The sequence below is a fragment of the Saccharothrix coeruleofusca genome (genome assembly GCF_017876325.1).
In the GTDB taxonomy this organism is placed as follows: Bacteria; Actinomycetota; Actinomycetes; order Mycobacteriales; family Pseudonocardiaceae; genus Actinosynnema; species Actinosynnema coeruleofuscum.
Genome location: NZ_JAGINV010000001.1, coordinates 7,335,172 through 7,351,491 on the forward strand (window position 1 = coordinate 7,335,172; position 16,320 = coordinate 7,351,491).

The 16,320-nt window shown below is 70.2% G+C and carries 15 protein-coding genes; 12 read left to right on the forward strand and 3 right to left on the reverse strand.

Annotated features, from left to right (window positions below):
- Positions 1 to 19 precede the first annotated feature (19 nt).
- A complete protein-coding gene (locus tag JOF41_RS34140) occupies positions 20 to 1,351 on the reverse strand; it encodes a DUF6351 family protein (protein WP_307867644.1) in 1,332 nt (443 codons plus the stop codon).
- 161 nt (positions 1,352 to 1,512) lie between these two features.
- Here JOF41_RS34140 and JOF41_RS34145 point away from each other — a divergent pair, with 161 nt between their 5' ends.
- Positions 1,513 to 2,127: a TetR/AcrR family transcriptional regulator gene (locus JOF41_RS34145; RefSeq protein ID WP_189220985.1), complete on the forward strand. Its 615-nt coding sequence runs from the start codon at positions 1,513 to 1,515 to the stop codon at positions 2,125 to 2,127.
- 201 nt (positions 2,128 to 2,328) lie between these two features.
- Here the strand turns inward: JOF41_RS34145 and JOF41_RS34150 are convergent, their stop codons facing one another.
- On the reverse strand, positions 2,329 to 2,925 hold the full coding sequence (locus JOF41_RS34150) for a TetR/AcrR family transcriptional regulator (RefSeq protein ID WP_209623796.1): 597 nt from the start codon (positions 2,923 to 2,925) through the stop codon (positions 2,329 to 2,331).
- Positions 2,926 to 3,035: 110 nt separating this feature from the next.
- Here JOF41_RS34150 and JOF41_RS34155 point away from each other — a divergent pair, with 110 nt between their 5' ends.
- Together JOF41_RS34155 and JOF41_RS34160 are read left to right on the forward strand one after the other, a co-directional pair.
- Positions 3,036 to 4,199: an FAD-dependent oxidoreductase gene (locus JOF41_RS34155; RefSeq protein ID WP_209623797.1), complete on the forward strand. Its 1,164-nt coding sequence runs from the start codon at positions 3,036 to 3,038 to the stop codon at positions 4,197 to 4,199.
- Positions 4,196 to 4,498 carry a hypothetical protein gene (locus tag JOF41_RS34160; RefSeq protein ID WP_209623798.1) on the forward strand — a complete coding sequence of 101 codons (303 nt, stop codon included), beginning with the start codon at positions 4,196 to 4,198 and terminating at the stop codon, positions 4,496 to 4,498. Before JOF41_RS34155 ends, JOF41_RS34160 begins: the two co-directional genes overlap by 4 nt.
- A gap of 546 nt (positions 4,499 to 5,044) precedes the next feature.
- Here the strand turns inward: JOF41_RS34160 and JOF41_RS34165 are convergent.
- Entirely contained in the window at positions 5,045 to 5,215 is a 171-nt protein-coding gene (locus JOF41_RS34165) for a hypothetical protein (protein ID WP_209623799.1), read from the reverse strand.
- A 559-nt stretch (positions 5,216 to 5,774) separates the two neighbouring features.
- Here JOF41_RS34165 and JOF41_RS34170 point away from each other — a divergent pair.
- From JOF41_RS34170 to JOF41_RS34210, 9 genes are all read left to right on the forward strand, one after another.
- A complete protein-coding gene (locus JOF41_RS34170; protein WP_209623800.1) occupies positions 5,775 to 7,211 on the forward strand; it encodes an MFS transporter in 1,437 nt (478 codons plus the stop codon).
- Positions 7,212 to 7,385: 174 nt separating this feature from the next.
- Positions 7,386 to 9,371 carry a glycosyltransferase gene (locus JOF41_RS34175; RefSeq protein ID WP_209623801.1) on the forward strand — a complete coding sequence of 662 codons (1,986 nt, stop codon included), beginning with the start codon at positions 7,386 to 7,388 and terminating at the stop codon, positions 9,369 to 9,371.
- A 188-nt stretch (positions 9,372 to 9,559) separates the two neighbouring features.
- Positions 9,560 to 10,687, forward strand: a complete 1,128-nt coding sequence (locus tag JOF41_RS34180) for a hypothetical protein (protein WP_209623802.1) — start codon at positions 9,560 to 9,562, stop codon at positions 10,685 to 10,687.
- Between the two features lie 44 nt (positions 10,688 to 10,731).
- Positions 10,732 to 11,907 (forward strand): DUF5624 domain-containing protein, encoded by a 1,176-nt coding sequence (locus tag JOF41_RS34185; RefSeq protein WP_209623803.1) that lies wholly within the window; start codon positions 10,732 to 10,734, stop codon positions 11,905 to 11,907.
- Positions 11,908 to 11,980: 73 nt separating this feature from the next.
- Positions 11,981 to 12,625, forward strand: coding sequence for a malonic semialdehyde reductase (locus JOF41_RS34190; protein WP_209624624.1), 645 nt, complete (start codon positions 11,981 to 11,983; stop codon positions 12,623 to 12,625).
- Positions 12,626 to 12,646: 21 nt separating this feature from the next.
- Positions 12,647 to 13,858: an FAD-dependent monooxygenase gene (locus tag JOF41_RS34195; RefSeq protein ID WP_209623804.1), complete on the forward strand. Its 1,212-nt coding sequence runs from the start codon at positions 12,647 to 12,649 to the stop codon at positions 13,856 to 13,858.
- Positions 13,859 to 14,229: 371 nt separating this feature from the next.
- Entirely contained in the window at positions 14,230 to 14,934 is a 705-nt protein-coding gene (locus JOF41_RS34200) for a DUF998 domain-containing protein (RefSeq protein WP_209623805.1), read from the forward strand.
- 351 nt (positions 14,935 to 15,285) lie between these two features.
- Positions 15,286 to 15,732, forward strand: a complete 447-nt coding sequence (locus tag JOF41_RS34205; protein ID WP_209623806.1) for an SRPBCC family protein — start codon at positions 15,286 to 15,288, stop codon at positions 15,730 to 15,732.
- Between the two features lie 317 nt (positions 15,733 to 16,049).
- The gene (locus tag JOF41_RS34210) at positions 16,050 to 16,259 is read left to right on the forward strand and encodes an AMED_5909 family protein (protein WP_189220972.1); all 210 of its coding nucleotides are present in this window, start codon (positions 16,050 to 16,052) and stop codon (positions 16,257 to 16,259) included.
- Positions 16,260 to 16,320: the final 61 nt, after the last annotated feature.

Here is a 16,320-nt window from a genome sequence, read left to right on the forward strand (position 1 = left end):
CCGCCTCGCCAGCCCACCGTCACCGCGCCAGGTCGAAGGGGCGCGGGTACGGCGCAGGCCGGTAGACCCGGTACGCGTGCGTCGCGCCGGGGTCCAGCCGTGCCGCCGCCGCGTTCAGCGCGTTCGGGCCCGTGTCGGGCCACCGGCCGGTGTCCACCCGCTCCTCCAGCGCGGCCAACGCCGCCATCATCTCCCCGGTGGTGAACGCGCAATGGCCGCCGCGATGCACGAACGCTTGGCGCAGCGACTTCTCGTGGCCCGCGTCGCGCACCGCGTCGGCGTAAGCGCGCTGGCCCTGCACCGGCACGGGCGCGTCCCCGGTGGTGTGGATCGTGAGCAGCGGGGTGCGCGGCCGTCCGGTGAACGTCAGGTTCCGGGTCATGTACGCCACCGCGCCCTGGTCGGCCGAAATCCGGGGCGCCCCGGCGAGCGTCGCGAGGTCCTCGGCGAGCGACAGTCCCGCGCGGGCGTAGAGCGCCTCGACTTCGGGGCGGATGGCGGAGCGGGCGAGCAGGCGCGAGTAGTCCACCGCGGTGTTCCACGACATGTTGCCGCCGGCCCTGGTCTCCGCCTCCTGGCGACCGGACAGTCCCGTGTGGACGATGTTGTGCAGCTGCTCGTACTGGTTGCGCTGCGCGGTGTCGTAGTCGTCGGGAGCGGGCTCCGGCGACGAGGCGGTGGTCCACGCCGGGATGTTGTGCAGCGCCGAGGCCAGCGCGATGCGGGCCCGGCCACGGGCCGTGGCCTGCGCCGCGTCGAGCGCCGGGACCAGCTCGGCCGCCGACGCGAGCGCGGTGGCCTGGTCGGGCAGGTCGACCAGTGGCACGGTGGAGGTCGTCAGCAGGGTCCGGACGGCGAAGACCGCGTCGAGGGTGCTGTTCCAGCTGGCGACCGCACCCGCCTGCACCCCGCACATGGCGAGCGCGCCGTCGAACCGGTGGCCGTGCCGCTCGGCGAGGCCGGTGGTGATCATGCCGCCGAGCGAAGCGCCCCACGCGATAGTCCTGCGGGGCTTGCCGAACCGCTTCGCGAACTCGTCCACAGTGGACAACTGGTCGGGTAGCGCGTGCTCGACCGCCCAACCCGTCTCGGCGTACGACGACCCGATCAGCGCGTAACCCCGGTCGAGCGCGGCGGTCCGGACCGCCGCGCTCGGCGCGTTCTGAGCGGGGTTCGGCGCGCCGTCGGCGGTGTAGCCGTGGCTGTACAGCAGGGCGGTCCGGTTCCAGTTCCTCGGCACGTCCATGACGTAGGCCGCGCCGCTGGGCAGCACCCCCTCGACGTGGGACGGTGGCGCGGCAGCGGGTGGCAGGAGCCCGGCCACGAGCGCGGTCGCGAGCACGAGCTTCACGATCGTTCCTCTCGGTGGAGCGCGGTTGCGACCTCGCGCGGGACGAGCACGACCGAGCGGCGACCCGAGGGGACTGCCGCGGTTCTGGATGTTGTCACCAGCTACAAAGTAGGCACTGGCAACTATGTTGTCAACGAAACACCTTCCGCTACCGTGAGGCCGTGCCACCTGCGACCGACGAGCGGCCCTACCACCACGGGAAACTCCGCCCCGCGCTGCTCGAAGCCGCCGAGCGCCACCTGCGCGAACGCGGCGCGGACGAGCTGTCACTGCGCGACCTGGCGCGAGAGCTCGGCGTCAGCCACGCCGCGCCGCGCAGGCACTTCGCGGACCGCCAAGCGCTGCTCGACGCGCTCGCCGAAGCCGGGTTCACCCGGCTGGACACCGCCCTGCGCGACGCGCTGGCCGCCGCGCGAGCGGACTTCCCGGCCCGCGTGCGCGCCGCCATGACGGCCTACCTGCGCTTCGCCACCGAGAACGCGGCACTGCTCGACCTGATGTACACCAGCAAGCACCGACCGGGCGCGACGCGGATCATCAAGGCGGCCGAAGCGCCGTTCGGGCTGATGAACGACCTGATCGTGCAGGGGCAGGAGCAGGGCGCCCTCGAAGCGGGCGCCCCGGAGCGGATCGGCATCGTCCTGTTCGCGACCCTCCAGGGCATCGCCTCCATCGTCAACGGCAACATCGTCAAGCCGGAACTCCTCGACGGCCTCGTGGAAACCGCCGCCCAGCAGTTCCTCCGAGGAGCCCGCCCGCTCACCGAGAACCCTTGATGGGACGGTGAGGTTTCTCAGCGAAGCGCCGGCGGCGAACGCCTCGCGCTGTGCGCTCCTTCGCCGCTCGCGGCGCTGAAAGCCGTTGAAGGCGCTGTTCGAGAAGCAGCCGCAGCTGGCCAGGGCCAACGCCGCCAAGGCCCTCGACGACCTCGGCGCGCCCTTCTCGCCGGTGGTTCCCGCCTGAGCCGCGCTCCCGGCTCAGGCGGTGATCGCTGCCCAGCCGCGGTCGAGCAGCTCCCAGGCCTTGGTGAAGGCCATGGCCGGGTCGGGGCGGGAGCGGGCGAGGGCCACCGCCTCCAGGGCGAAGCGAGCGAGGGCCGCGCACGTCAGATCGTCCGCGGGCAGGCCGGACTCGGCGGCGATGGCGCGGGCCAGCGCCTCCTCGTGGCGCAGCCACATCGTGCGGCCGTACTCCCGCAGGGCGGGCGTCCGCTGCACGAACGCTTGGAACTCGGCGAACCGGGATCCGGGGCCGGACGGCTTCGTGGCGAAGCCGGTCAGGTGGATCCGCAGGGCCTCGGTGATCGTCCGGCCCGGCGGCCGGTCGGTCACGGCGGCGATCAGCGCCGCCTCGTTGTCCGTCTCGTCGTCGAAGACCAGCGCTTCCTTGCCGCCGGGGAAGTAGTTGAACAGCGTCGACACGGAGACGTCGGCGGCCTCGGCGATCTGCCGGATGCCCACTCGCTCGTAGCCGTGCGCCAGGAACAGCCGCAGTGCCGTCTCGGCGATCGCCTTGCGGGTGGCCGCCTTCTTGCGCTCCCGCAGACCCGCAGGCCGCCGGCCCGAGTCGCTCATGCCTTCACTCTACGCCAAACTTGGCCTCGGTCAAAACTTGGAACAGTTGCATGTTTGGGATCGTTCTGTTTACCGTAGCGGGGGCGACGAACCCACGAGAGGAAGACGCGATGACGAACCTCAGACCGGCCGAGGCCAGGATCAGCATCATCGGGGCCGGCCCCGGCGGCCTGACGTGCGCCCGGATCCTGCAGCGGCACGGCATCCCGGTCACGGTCTACGAGCGCGACGCCTGCGTGCACGCCCGCAATCAGGGCGGCAGCCTCGACCTGCACGCCGACGACGGTCAGCTGGCGCTGCGCGAGGCCGGGCTGCTCGACCAGTTCTTCGCCCTCGCCCGCCCGGAGGGCCAGGAGATGCGGCGCTTCGACACCGACGGCAACGTGGTGTTCCGCCAGCTGCCGGAGCCCGACGACCGGTACAAGCCGGAGATCGATCGCGGCGTGCTGCGTGACCTGCTGCTCGACTCCCTCGCGCCGGGCACCGTGCAGTGGGGCCGCGCCCTCGAATCGGTCGACGGCCCCACCGGCGGACCTCGGCGGCTGCACTTCTCCGACGGCGGCACGGTCGAGACCGACCTGGTCATCGGCGCGGACGGAGCGTTCTCCCGCGTACGCCCGGCGATCTCCTCCGCGGTACCGCACTACACCGGCGTGAACTTCCTGGAGGCCCGCTTCGACGACGTCGAGGAGCGTCACCCCGGCATCGCCGAGCTGGTCGGCCACGGCCTCGCGACCGGTACGGACGGCGAACGCGCCCTGGCCGCCCAGCGCAACAGCGGCGACCACATCCGGGTCTACATCGTCCAGCGCGTCCCGCTGCACTGGATCTCGGAGGCGGGGCTGAGCATCGACGACACCGCCGGCCTGCGGGCTCACCTGCTCGAACAGTTCGCCGGCTGGTCGCCAGGGGTGCTCAGCATGATCGCCGACAACGACGGCCCGTACATCGACCGCCCCCTGTTCGTGCTGCCCGCGCCGCACACCTGGGAACACTCGCCGACCGCGACCCTGCTCGGCGACGCCGCCCACCTCATGCCGCCGGTGGGCGTCGGCGTCAACCTGGCGATGCTCGACGCGTGCGAACTCGCCCTGGCCCTGACCCGCGCCGACACGGTGGGCGAGGCCGTGCGCGCTTACGAGGGGACGATGCTGCCGCGCTCCGCGGAATGGTCCACCGCCCTCGACGGTGCGGCCGGTTTCCTGTTCGACCGGGACGACAGCCACGAGGGCGGCGACAGGATGCGAGAGCTCAAGGAGGAGATCAACCGATGAACGTCGACGGAACGTGGCAGCTCACCATGCTCACCGGGGGCGGTGAGGAAACCGTCGAACTGGTCCTGCGATCGGCGGGCGAAACCCTGAACGGCACCTTCGACGGCCGTCCCATCAGCGAGGGCGAGCTCCAGGGTGCCGAGGTCACCTTCACCGCTTCCATCACCTCGCCCCTCAAAGCGAAGATCAAGTGTGCCGCCGCGCTGGACGGAGACGCGATGAGGGGCGAAGCGAAGGCGATCTTCCTGACGGTCCCGTTCACGGCCACCCGCATGTCCGCCCCCGGAAATCCGTCATGAGGTGACCTTCCTGGTCGTAGCCGCCGCGGTGGCACAACTCAGCGGAGTTCCCGCCGCGGCCGCGTCCGACGTCCACCGCCCCTCCATCGCCTTCGACTACCTCGCGGGACGGTGGCAGGCGCGGGCCGGCCGCGGCGGGTACGACAACCGGCGGGCTCGCAGGCAGGGAACACTTGCGCTACCCGGCCAACGCGAAGGCCCACCGTCCCCGAGAACAACAGGATGCCCCCACGGCGCAGCTGTTCGCTCCGTGCTCGATCCGGCTGGCGCCTTTGCCATCGGAGCTTCAGGAAATGCCGTGTGAGGCGTTCGAGACACTTGCAAGCTGAGTCAGAGCTCGAGTCACGCGAACAAGGCACGAACGCGGTCGAGTTGGGTGAGGAACTCCGAAGTGCGCCGGTCGCGTTGCCGCCATCGGACGGCCGGCCATCGCTGTCGACACTTCGTGAAAACTATGGGCGGAGCTCCGCCGGTTGCGTCGGGCTGACCCGGACGAGTTGCGGCACAAGGAGAAGTGGCGGCCGGCGCTGGACATGCTCGACGAGGTCACCGCCGATGGCAGCCTGCCCGGGTGCTGGCTGCTGGCCGAATGGCCACATCGAGCACGAACGCCGCGTGGACCCAGCAGGCGGCGGTGCGCACGTAGGTGATGCCCGCGACCCGCAGTTCGCTGACACGCGTGGTCGTGGAGCCACGTTCCACCAGGTCGGCCAGCATGCCGGTGTCCGCTGCCGGTCGTGTCGTGGGCGACGACCTGTCACGCGGCAGGCCACGCGGCCTGCTCTCGCGCATCAGCCGCTCGACGGTGCACCGGGCCGCCTCGATGCCGTGTAGTACGTCAACGGTGTGACTCCCGGCGGGCGTCCGCGCGAGCGCCTCCAGGACCGGCTGGACACCGTCGGTCGTGGTGCACGACCGGCGGGCTCGAAGCACCGGGCGGCGAACGACTTGCGCTGTGCGCTCTTTCGCCCAATCAGCTTGTTCTGCCGCTGCGCGGGGTCGGCTGGACGACGCCGAATCACCGACCAACACGGTGCATTTCATCCGGTTGCTCCCCCCGGCTCGGCCACTGCGGATGACTTCCGCCGAGCGACACACCGCGCCGCGCAAAAGTTCCCCTTGAGGAAGGTAGGAACCTGGTGAGAATCCCCCGTTGAGGCGCTTTCGCCATTGCCGTCGAGTGAGGGCGATTCCTAAATTCGGTCACGAGCGAGCACTTCTCCCGCTGTCCACACGTGCCGCACCCCCTCACCGAAGGAGCTTCGTGGATACCACCATGAGCACTCACGCCCCGCCGGGCAGGCCACCGCACACGCGGTGGAACCCGCGGCTCATCGGGCAGATCGCCGCGTTGCTCCTGGCGAACGTCACGGCGGACTCGGTGATCGTCATGCCCCTGTTCGTCCTGCCGCAGATGCTCGACCACTTCGACACCACCCAGGCGGCGTGGGTCGGTTCCACCGCGATGCTCGCGGGGGCGATGTGGGCGCCGCTGTTCGGCAAGAGCGCCGACATCCACGGCAAGCGCCGGATGCTGACAGTCGCGCTGCTCATCGCCTGCGGCGGTGGCGTGGTCTGCCTCATCGCGCCCAGCCTGTGGGTCTTCGTGCTCGGCCGCATGTTGCAGGGCGCCGCCGTGGCGGCGGTGTTCCTGACCGCCTCGCTGGTCCGCGACATGTGCGCGCCACGGATCGCGATGCCCGCCGTGGGTGCGGTGACCACCTGCGCGGGAGTGGTGGGGATCGCCTCGACCTCCAGCGTCGAATCGCTCGTGGCGCAGTTCGGGTTCCGGGTCGTGTTCGTGGCCTCGGCGCTGTTCGCGGCCGCCGCGGTGACCTGCATCCGCGCCTTCGTCCCGGAATCGGAGGTGAGGACTCCGGGGCGGGTCGACGTCGCGGGAACGCTCCTGCTCGGGGGAGGCGTCGTCGCGGTGCTCGGCTACATCAGCCTCGGACCGGACCTCGGCTGGCTCAGCGCGGGCGCGCTCGCGCTGCTCGCCGCGGGCGTCGTGGCGCTGACCCGGTGGTACCTCGTCTCCAGCCGGATTCCCGAGCCGGTGATCGACATCAGGAACCTCGGCAGGCCGATGGTGCTCACCCTGCTCGTGGTCGTGCTCGCCACCGGTGCCGGGCAGAGCATGGACCAGCTGCTCAGCCTCATCGCCCAGGTCTCGTCGGACCAGGGGCTCGGCTACGGGCTCGACGCCCAGGGCTCGCTCGCGCTGCTGTTCGGCCTGCCCGCCATCGCGATCATGGCGGGAGGGTTGCTGTCGGGCTGGGTCGCGGCCCGCACCGACCCGGCGGTGGCACTGGCCGCGGGCGTGCTGGTGGGCACCGTGGCAGCGTTCGGCATGTTCCTCGGCGCGTCCTCGTTCCCCTTCGCCGTCTTCTTCGCCTTCTGCCTGAACCTGGGCATGGGATCGCTGCTGGCCTCCGGGTTCAACATGGCGGCCGCCCTCACCGCGCCGGACCGCCAGGGCGTGACCGCGAGCATGGTCTCGGTCACCAGCGCGATCGGCTCGGTGGGGGTGAGCTTCACCGGCGCGGCCATCCTCTCCGGCACGAGGATCGAGGTCGACGGGGCCACGGTCAACTCCGCCACGGGCGTGTACAGCTACATCGCGACCTCGGCCGGGTTGTTCGTGACCGCCGCTGTGCTCGCCTTCCTGCTACTGGCCCAGCGCCGCGCCAACCGGCCACAAAGGACTGTCTGACGTGCTGGAGGTGGTGTCGGACGGGTGGGGGCTGATCGCCGTGCGAGCCGAGGAACCGACCGTCGCGACGGTCGCCCCAACCAATCCGACCGGTGAACCGAGGACTCTCTCCGGCCACGTGCGCGCGGCGATGTCCGTGTCCCTACCTGCCGCCGGTCCGCACAGGCGGATGGCATGACACCGCTGGCCATCACGCTCGCCGTGCTCAGTGCCGCGTGTCTGGCGCTGGCGACTCGTTCGCAGCACGACGCGGTCACCGTGTCCGGGGCGAAGCTCGGCATGGTCCGAGATCCTCGCTGGCTGGGTGGGCTGGCGTTGCTGGCCGTCGGCGCAGGGGTGCACGCGGCCGCGCTGGGCATGGCGCCGTTGACGGTCGTGCAGCCCATCGGGGTGCTCGCGATCGGGATGACCGCGTTGCTGGACCGCCGGTTCCGCGAGATCCCGGCGATCCTGCTGACCACCGTGGGCGTGGGCGCGTTCGTGTTCCTCGCCTCCGGCAGCGCGACCGCGACCCCGGTCGCGCCGGACGCCGAGCTCACGGCCGGGCTCGTGGCCCTCGGCGGGATCGCCGTTCCCGGAGTCGTCGCCGCGCTCACCACCAACGCGCGCATCCGTGCCGTGGCGTTCGCGTCGGCCGGTGGTGTGGCGTACGGGTACGTGTCCGTGCTCATGCGCGCTGTCTCGCAGTCGGTGCAGCAAGGCGGTTTCGGGCTCTCGCACATCGCGTCCGCGCTCGGCATCGCGCTCTCGCTCGCGGTCGGCGGCTGGCTGGTCCAGCACGCCTACGCGGACGGACCCCCTCATCTCGCCGTCGCCTGCCTGACCGTGGCGGACCCGCTGGTCGCGGTCGGCCTCGGCGCCTTCCTGCTCGGCGAGGCCGCACACCTGTCCCCGTGGACCGGCGCAGCGCTGATCACCTGCGCGCTCGCCGCCACGGGCGGTGTGCTCGCACTCGCCTGTCACCCCCGTGCCACTCTTCGAACGGAGCTTCCCGTGAACACCTCCAGCGCGCTGCGGATCGTCATCGCCGCCGACACGTTCCCACCGGACGTCAACGGTGCGGCGCGCTTCGCGCAACGGCTCGCCGTCGGTCTGGCGGGCAATGGCCACGACGTGCACGTCATCGCCCCGGACTCGCCGCGCGCCACGCCGATCGAAGGCGTGACCGTGCACCGGCTGCGGTCGCACCGGCTGCCGTTCTACCCCGACTTCCGCTTCTGCCTGCCGTGGCAGGCCTCCCGCGAGGCCGACGAGCTCGTCAAGTCCCTCAAGCCCGACGTCGTGCACGTGCAGGCGCACTTCGTGGTCGGCCGGTACGTCCTGAACTCCGCCGCCGCGCAGGGCATCCCGACGCTGGCCACGAACCACTTCATGCCGGAGAACCTGTTCAGCCACGCGCACGTGCCCGCGTTCCTGCGGGGCCTGGCGCGCAAGTGGGCCTACCGCGACCTGACCCGCGTCTTCGACCGCGCCGACATCGTCACCGCCCCGACACCGCGCGCCGTGCGACTGCTGCACGACAGCGGTTTCCCGGAGCGGGCGGTGCCGGTGTCGTGCGGTATCGACATCTCCCGCTACCAGCGTTCGGTGACCCGCGGCGAACGCCCGACCGCGCTGTTCGTCGGCCGCTTGGACGAGGAGAAGCGGGTGGACGAGTTCCTGCGCGCTCTGGCCCGCGTGCCCGCCGCGTCCGGCGAGATCGTCGGCGACGGCACCTGCCGCACGGCGTGGGAGCTGCTGGCCCGCGACCTCGGCATCACCGACCGCGTCCGCTTCCGCGGCTTCGTCTCCGAGGACGAACTGCTCGACGCCTACGCCCGCGCCGACCTGTTCGTCATGCCCGGTGTTGCGGAGTTGCAGAGCCTGGCGACGATGGAGGCGATGGCGGCGGGCAAGCCGGTGATCGCCGCCAACGCCATGGCGCTGCCGCACCTCGTGCACCCCGGCCGCAACGGCTGGCTGTTCGAACCCGGCGACGTCGACCAGCTCACCCAGCGCCTGCACACGCTCGTGCACGACGCCGCGATGCGGGCCCGGATGGGCGCCGCCAGCGGCGAGATCATCTCGCACCACGCCCTGGCGGCCACGCTGGAGCGCTTCGAAGCCCTGTACGCGCGGGCGATGGGCCGCACGGCACCGGTCATCGCGCTGGCGGCCTGAACTCGCGAACTATTTCCGAAACAATTGCCGACGCTCACTCGGTGAATTCTGGAGTGGGCTATCCCGATGCGCGCGAACACATTTGCGCGACCGCTGGTCGAATTATCTACGACGCCCCGATCCGATTGACAACTCAGCACCATCCAGCCATGCTGATCACTATCCCTTAATTAAGTTAAGGAGTTTCCGTGTCGAACGCCGACCTAACTCACCCGAATGCGAAGATCCTGTCGGTCCACCAACGCCTCGCCACGTCCGGCGCGCGCAGCGCACACGTTTTCCGGACCGACCGCGGGCTGCACCTCGTGGTTCCCCAGCTGGCCGAGGACCTGCCGGACCGGGCCCCGGACATGAACGGCGGGAACGCCGACGTCGACGCCCTGCTCTACCGCTGGGAGGGGGAGCGGTTCGTCCAGGTGAACCGCCTGCCCTGTCCGAGCGGCGAGGACGCGCTGAGCTTCACCAGCGGCGGGAGGAACTACCTGGCGTTCGCCAACCTCCGCACCGGGAAGGGGCCGTACGAGACGGACGTCGACTCGCTCATCTACCGCGAGGACGAGAACGGCGAGTGGGTCATCGACGAAACGCTGCCCACCTTCGGGGCCAAGCAGTGGCACCACTTCTCGATCGACGACCGCGAGTTCCTGGCGCTGGCCCAGGGGCTGACCATGCCGGGCCTGTCGCCCAAGGGGCACGGACGTTCGGTCATCTTCGAGCGCGTCCACGGGCGGTGGCGGGAGTTCCAGGTCCTGGGCGGGCGCTGGGGTTACAACTGGGACCACTTCCGCGTCGGCGGCCACCACTTCCTGGCCTACGCCGACCAGGTCACCCCCAGCGTCGTCTACCGCTGGGACGGCGATTCCTTCATCCCCTACCAGACCTTCGCGGAGAAGTTCGGCCGGAGCTTCCGGCACTTCTCCCAGGACGGCCAGGAGTGGCTGGCCTTCGCGTGCATCAACGGCGACTCGACGCTCTACCGCTGGAACGGCGAGCTGTTCGAGCCGCACCAGTCCCTCGGTGGCCTCGGCGGCCGCGAGTTCGCCCTCCACCGGCACGGCGACGAGCTGTTCCTCGTCCGCGTCTGCTTCATCCAGGGAAGGCCCCCCGTGGCCAAGACCGACCTGATGTCGCAGCTGTACCGGTGGGTCGACGGGAAGTTCGAGGTGATCGAGGAGTTCCCCACCTTCGGCGGCACCGACGCGAGCTTCTTCGAGGCCGACGGCAGAACCTTCCTGGTCGTCGCCAACAGCCTCACCCCGGACGTGCGGTTCCGCCAGGACAGCGTCGTCTACGAGCTCGCACTCGACAACGCCTGACCCGGACCGACAGCGCCCGACCCGAGCCGACAAGGACGAATTCGATGCGATACCAGCCCAACCCGCACTTCATGCGGCTGTTCGAGATGTTCACCTCCGCCCCGGACAGCATCGGCCAGAACCTGCAGCGGCGACTGGGCGAGGCCCACGCGGACGCCCCGTTGCTGCTGGCGACGGGCACCGACCTGGTGCTGTTCCCCGGCGGCGGACGCCCGCCCACGTCGGTCGACTTCAGGAAGGGCACCAAGGGGTTCTTCGAGATCACCGCGGTCTCGCACCTCGGCCTCGCGATCCCCTACCTGGCCCGGCTGCGCGAGCTCGGCGACTTCGGCTGCAAGACCGCCGCCAGGGAGCTCATCGAGCAGTGCCGCGTCGTGCAGGACTTCAACAGCGTCTCCTACTGGCGTGACGAGGTCGCGGTCACCGCGTGGCGGGGGCGCGAGGAGAAGATCACCGACCTGGTCGACTACACCTGCGCGACCACCGCGGACTACCTGGGACGCGCGATCGAGAACCCGAAGCTGCTGAACTTCGAGCACATGCGCGCGAACCTGCTCGAAGGCGACGGACCGGACGCGGTGCCCGTGCCGTTCAACGACATGATGGCCGCCACCTTCGCCCTCTCGGCGCTGGACTCGGTGCACCGGAGTCTGAAGTGGCTCCACGAGCAGTCCATCGACTGGGCCCGGCTGATGGTGATCGTCACCGGTGGCGCCGGACGCCCGAGCGCGGGCCTGACCTGGCAGAGCAACAACCTGTGCCCGCTGCTCTACGAGGCGTCGGGCCACCAGCTCGACCCGGCCCGGCTGATCATCGCCCCGACCGCCCCGGCCATCGGGCCCGAGCAGCTCGCCGACCGCGAGGTCTGCGCTCGGGCCGAGGCGCAGTACCGCACGTTCTGGTACGGCTGCCTGTCGTCGGTGGAGATGAGCCGTCTCATGTGGCCGGACTACCCGGCTTTCCGGAAGCGGATCGACCAGGCGCCCGTGGTCGATGCCGACACCGAGGTGGTCGAAGCCATGCCGCGCGTCCGGTCGGTCCACGACAAGCGGGCCATCGTGACCAGGCTCCGCTACGTCATGGAGGACCCCGGCGCGCAGATCGCGACCGCGGGCGTGCAGTTCGTGCTCGACCAGCTCAGCGCCAACGGGAACCGGCCCGAACTCGTCGAGCTCCCCGGCTTCACCCACACCACCTACCCGGCCGGGGCGCGGAGGTGACGAGCGTTGCGGCTCAGTGCCCGCCGAAGGTGACGGCGGACGTGCTGCCCCCGTCCGCCGTCCTCCTCAAACCATGGTCCTACCTCAGGAGTCAGAAGTGACACATCCGGACACGGCGGAGTTGGCGCTCGCCAAGGACGCGCAGGACATGCTCTTCCGCGATGCCCGCACCGTCACGGATTTCCAGGACGTGCCGGTAACGGACGCCCAGGTGCGCGCCATCTACGACCTCGTCAAACACGGCCCGACCGCGATGAACCAGCAGCCGTTGCGCGCTGTCCTGGTCCGGTCGGAAACGGCCTGCGGGCGTCTGCTCGCGCACATCTTCGAGGACAACAACAAGGCCGAGACCCAGGCGGCGCCGTTGTCGGTCGTCCTGGCCGCCGACCTGGACTTCCACCTCAGGTTCGCGGAGACGTTCCCGGTGCTGCCCGATGCCGAGCAGCTGTACGCCGAGGCCGAGCCGGAGGCCCGCATCGCTTCGGCGCTCATGAACGCCCACATCCAGCTCGCCTACTTCATCATCGGCGTCCGCGCGGCCGGACTCGCCGCGGCGCCCATCACCAGGTTCGACCACCAAGCCCTGGACGCGGACTTCTTCCCCGACGGCAAGCTCCGAGCGGTGGCCGTGGTCAACGTGGGCGTGCCGGTCCAGGGCATGCCCGGCTACCCGCGTCTGCCTCGCCTTCAGTACGAAGACGTCTTTCTCACCGCCTGATCCGAGAAGAGGGGAAACACCATGCAGAAGCGTGCGCTGATCGTCGGTCTGGGGATCGCGGGCATGTCCGCGGCGATCGGGCTGCGCCGAGCGGGATGGACGCCCGTGATCATCGAGCGGGCTGCCGAGCGCCGGACCGGGGGCTACTTCATCTTCCTGTTCCCGGAGGGCAGGCAGGCCGCCGCCGACCTGGGCATCGCCGATCACCTGCACACCCGCAACCCGGCGTGGAAGGAGGGCGGGAACACCTGGGCGCTGAACCGCCGCAACGAGCCGAAACCGGAACTGGGGTTCCTGGACCAGCCTGGCCCGGCGGCGGTGTTGCGCGGCGACATCGAGGCCGCGCTGTGGCGCAGCATCACCGACGATCCCGTCGAGGACCCGGTCGAGGTGCGGTTCGCCACCACCCCGGTCGAGATCACCCAGGACGCCGACGGAGCGCGGGTCCTGCTCCAGAACGCCGATTCCGGCACGCAGTACCGCGAGACGTTCGACCTCGTGGTCGGAGCGGACGGGCTGCGCTCGACCGTGCGCCGGATGGTGTTCGGCCCGCACGAGGATTACATGACGGATTGGAACGCGATGGTCTGCGCCTTCCAGCTGAAGGAGCACGTGCCCTCGTTCGCTCCGACCGACACCGTCGTCGTCCCGCGCGCCAAGCGCGCGGCGTGGGTGTTCGGGTTCGCCGATCACGCGCCCACGACGCTGCTGACGTACCGGACCGATGACGTCCAGAAGCAGTTCAGCGGGTCGCGGATCGAGCAGCTGCGGTCGGTCTACGCGGGAATGGACGACCCGGTGGTGCGCCACATCCTGGACTCCCTGGAGGACGCCCCCGACGTCCTGTTCGACTCGGTCCACCAGGTGAAGATGCCGCGGTGGAGCTCGGGCCGGGTGGTCCTGCTCGGTGACGCGGCGTGGTGCCTGACCACCTACTCGGGCATGGGCGCCTCGGCCTCGCTGTGCGGCGGCGCTGCTCTCGGCAAGGCCATGCGGGAGCACCCCGACGACCTCGACGAGGCCCTGACCGCGTGGGAGACCGGGCTTCGCCCGTTCATCACCGAGCAACAGCGCACCGCGAAGATCAAGCAGCAGAGGTTCGTGCCTTCGAGCAGGCGGGCAGCGGCGTTGCGCAGGCTCATCCTCGGTGTCGCCCGCAGGGTCATTCACCGCCAGCTCGCCGCCGGGACGTCCGAACATCCGGCTCCGGTCCTGTCCGGCACGGCTCGGTGACGCGTCCACACCCCAGCTTGATCGCGGTAGTCGCGTTCATCCGCGTGGTGGCCGGGCCGGTTCCGGCCGTGGGCGTCGACGATGCCCCGCCTGCGAGGAAACCCCGCTGACGAGGACTGAGGTGAGGGGACGGGTCTTTCGGCGGCGGGATGGAAGTGCGACCAACACATCCGCCGAGCGGAAAGACCCGTCCGTGCTCCACGGCAACGCCCCGCTGTCCGTAGAAGGCCGCCACCCAGCACGGCCCCGGCGGTCGACCTTCGGGCCTCTCATCGCGACTGACTGCCTGCTCAGCGCAGGCGCGCCGCCTGTTCGCCGTCGCGCGCACCCGAATCGGCATACGTCCGCCTACAGACCAACGAGGTGACAACGTGACCACCCAGTCGATCGCTTTGCGTTCCCGTGCCGCAGAACCTGGCGACCAGCCCGACACCAACGGCGCACGCCTGGTGTCGCCGCACACCACGGCCATGCTCGGGATCGCGCTCGCCGCCGCGACGTTGGTCGTCCTCGAACTGGTCGGCGCGGGCAGGATGGATCTCTTCGCCCAGACGGTCAGCGACTACATCGCACTTCCGGCGGGGGCCCTGTTGATCGGGATCGCCGCCGCGGGCTTGGTCACAGCCGGGCTCGCCGCGACGTCGACCGCGACCGCGGTGGTCCGTCGAGTGCTCCTGGCGTGGTGCGCGGCCGTGGCCCTGCTCGCTGCGTTCCCCACGAACCTGCCGAACGAGCCGGTTCACCTCTCGGGCCAGATACATCGCTGCGCGGGTGCGCTGGTGTTCATCCTGCTGCCGGTCGCGGGCGTACTCGCCGCCCGTTCGGCAGGCGCACGGCGGTGGGACCTGACCATCGCGACGGTCATCGCCGCCATCGGTTCGGCCGCGTTCCTGCTTCCCCACGTGCCGCACATCCTGGCAGGCACGGACTTGCCCGACTGGCTGGGGCTGGCCGAGCGGGGCGCACTCGTCGCACTGGCGGCCCTGCTGTTGCGGCTGACCGCACCCACTGGCGTTCCGACGACACGGCCACTGGCGGCAGCCGGCGCAGGAGTCGAGTCGCGGAGCGCGTCGTGAACCGCCGTCCGCCGGACACCGGGCGTGGTGGTGGCCGAAGCGAAAGAGCGGTCACCGAGTCGGAGGCAAACCGCCGAACCTCGCAGCCCGCCTGATCACGGATTTGCCGGTGGCTGGTCGGCAGGCCCTGCGAGATCGCCCATCGGAACGCCACTCGTTGCGGCACTCTGCCGCTGACCCGAAAGAACCGCCATGATCACCAAGTCCACCGCTCGCGGATTCGGCTTCGCCCTGTCGACCTTCCGGCGCTTCCTGCCCCTGCCCGCGACCCGGTGACGTCGACAGCCGCGCGAGGGACACCGCGCCGGTGCACAGCGGTACTTCAACCTACGCGATGAACAAGGGGACACCATGCTTCACTACGCCGTTTCCGCCTTCTCCACAGCGCCCCGGGAAGCGATCTGGGCGCTACTGGTCGATGCCGAGTCGTGGCCCCGGTGGTCGTCCCTGGGTGAGCTGGACCGGGAGCGCTCGGCGAACCTCGACCCGGCCGGCCGTGATCAGGTCGGAGCGGTTCGCGCGTTCCGCAAGGGCAAGAACGTCAGCCGGGAGCAGATCACGGAACTGCGGGAGCCTGCCTTGTTCGCCTACGAAGCGGAGTTCCTGCCGGTCATCCGTGACTACCGGGCGCGAGTCGAGCTGACGCCGACCAACGGTGGGACTCTCATCCACTGGCGAGGCCAGTACACCGCGCCGTGGTGGGCGCGCTGGTTCACGCAGCGCTTCCTGCAGCGCCTCGTACAGAAGCTGGCCGATGACCTCGCCGCGCACGCAGGCCAGCAGAACAGCCGTATGTGACGACAGGCGAGCGTGGCGGCGAGGACGGCAGCATGACGACGGGCGGCGGAACGAGAGGGGCGCGCACCTGACGGCGTCTTTCGCGGTCGGCTACTACGGCCCATGTTCAACGGCGGTGCCCCCCGGCCGCCGAGGTGGCGGAGCGGGCGGGGCACTCGGTGAACGTGCTGCTGAAGGTGTACGCGAAGTGCATCGACGGGCGATGAAATGTCATCAACAAGAAAATCGAAGCGCTGTTGGAGCATCTACAACTACACCGTTGCAACCCCTTGCCTGCAGTTCTGTCGGGAGCTGGCCCGTGAGCGGCGGCGCGTGAGGTGACCACGCTCAGGGACGCGCACGAGGTGCTGGGGAAGTTGATGCCCGCGCCTGCTGCTCCGCGATCGCTCTGGCGGGTCTTCTGCCTGCGTAGCGCGGAGGTGTACCGGCAGGTCGCCGAGATCGACCGCTGGCACCACCACGAGGCCCTGTACTGGGCCACGCGCGAGCGCGAGAAGGGAGAGGCGATCGGCCCCAATGAACCCTAGTCAGTCTCCCGGTGTCACTCGACTTCCGGACCGCGTCTTCGCCGGGGTGAATCTTTCGAAC